Below are 1,729 nucleotides of genomic sequence, written 5' to 3' on the forward strand. Positions count from 1 at the left end.
TAGTTCTATGATCTCTGTGATCGAGCGTGCGAGATCTTTCTTCGCGTTCATTTCGGATTGAACGGTGTTGCTCACACTGGTCAAAATCTCTTTAACGCTTGAATTGATGTGCTCCTGAGTTTGAGAACGAATCGTCATAACTTGTTGCGTCGATAGTAGCGACACAGTAATTAGCAGCAAAATTGAAGAGGCGGTGACAACCTTATGTCTGAATTTCATGAGTTTTCCTCTAAGTCTCCCGGATAGTTTTCTTCTGCTTCCACCTCTTTTTGGGTTCGGGTGAATTCGGCAGAAAAAGAAACCTGTTGGGTTTGATTACTTTCTTATCGACATCTTTATCAAAAACATGAATCCATTTGTTGTCTTTTTTAACCAAAATTAAACAAAACGGTGATTTGAGTTAAAACTTGTGAGTTTGATCTGATTAGTGAGCCATCTTAATGAAAGCGTCATAATGAAAGGAATTGCTTAAAGAGTACTGCTGTTAACAGGTTTGATTGAGGAGTTTAGTAAAGTTTTATGTATTATAAATAAGCGTTTATAGAGGTTTTTTCTTTGTAAATTATAGAGTTTACGTTGGGGGCGAAGTTAAGTGGGGAAGTAAGCCAAATTTTAGTTGTAAAAAAGGCCCCGACAGAGCGGAGCCTTTGTGTATGCTTTGATTTTAGAAAATCAGATGCGCAACACCAGCAATCACAGGAAGTGTAATCAGCGTACGCAGAATGAAGATAACAAACAGTTCTACGATGTTAACTGGAATCTTGCTACCTAGTAGTAGTGCGCCAACTTCTGACATGTAAATCAACTGAGTAACAGACATTGCTGCGATAACAAAACGAGTCATTTCGTTGTCGATAGATGCCGCCAGAATCGCAGGGATAAACATATCTGCAAAGCCAACCACGATAGTTTGCGATGCTTGTACCGCTTCAGGAATTTGTAGCAACTCTAAGTAAGGAATGAATGGCTGACCAAGGATCTCAAACACTGACGTGTATTCAGCAATCACTAGTGCAACGGTACCCAAACCCATAACCACAGGCAGTACGCCAAACACCATATCGATAGCGTTGTGCACACCTTCTTTGAATACGGACTGAACAGATTTTACTTCTGCAGCGCGTTTTAGAGCTAAGTCCATGCCCCATGAGAATGTCGTGTGACCTTCTGGCACTGTATCTACATCCTCTGCTGGCTTGCTGCCGTCAATGTAACGGTCTTTTTTCAGGCTTAGAGGCGGTAAACGAGGAATGATAACCGCAGCCACGATACCTGCTAAACAGATAGCTCCGTAGAAAGGTAGGAACAGGTGTTCAAGTTGAACCTGAGCAATAACAACTAAGCTGAATGTGATCGATACCGCTGAGAACGTTGTACCAACAACTGCCGCTTCACGTTGAGTGTAGAACTTGTTTTCGTACTGCTTGCTTGTCAGTAGGATACCCACACTGCCATCACCCAACCATGATGCCATACAGTCGATCGCACTACGGCCAGGTAGGTTAAATACTGGACGCATTACTTTACTTAATAGCGCGCCAAATAGCTCTAGAAGACCGAAGTTAAGTAGTAGAGGAAGCAGAAGGCCAGCAAAAATGAATACTGCGAATAGCGTTGGTAGAAGACCAGTTAAAACAAGGCCGCCCGTGTTTTCTTCCCAAATCGCTTTTGGACCTACTTGGAAGAACGTCATCAATACCGCAGCACCACCGATTAGGCGAACAACAAG

General features: G+C 42.6%; 1 protein-coding gene and 1 pseudogene. Both read right to left on the minus strand.

All coding sequences use genetic code 11. The annotated features are described in order from the left end of the window. A pseudogene (locus R8N46_RS24485) lies at positions 1-219 on the minus strand (chemotaxis protein); the annotation flags it as partial. Positions 220-664: 445 nt separating this feature from the next. Beyond that, a partial coding sequence (locus R8N46_RS24490; protein WP_318189687.1) for a YjiH family protein occupies positions 665-1,729 on the minus strand: 1,065 nt, incomplete at its 5' end.

Origin of the sequence: Vibrio sp. 1874 (genome assembly GCF_033344395.1) — a bacterium.
Taxonomy (GTDB): Bacteria; Pseudomonadota; Gammaproteobacteria; order Enterobacterales; family Vibrionaceae; genus Vibrio; species Vibrio alginolyticus.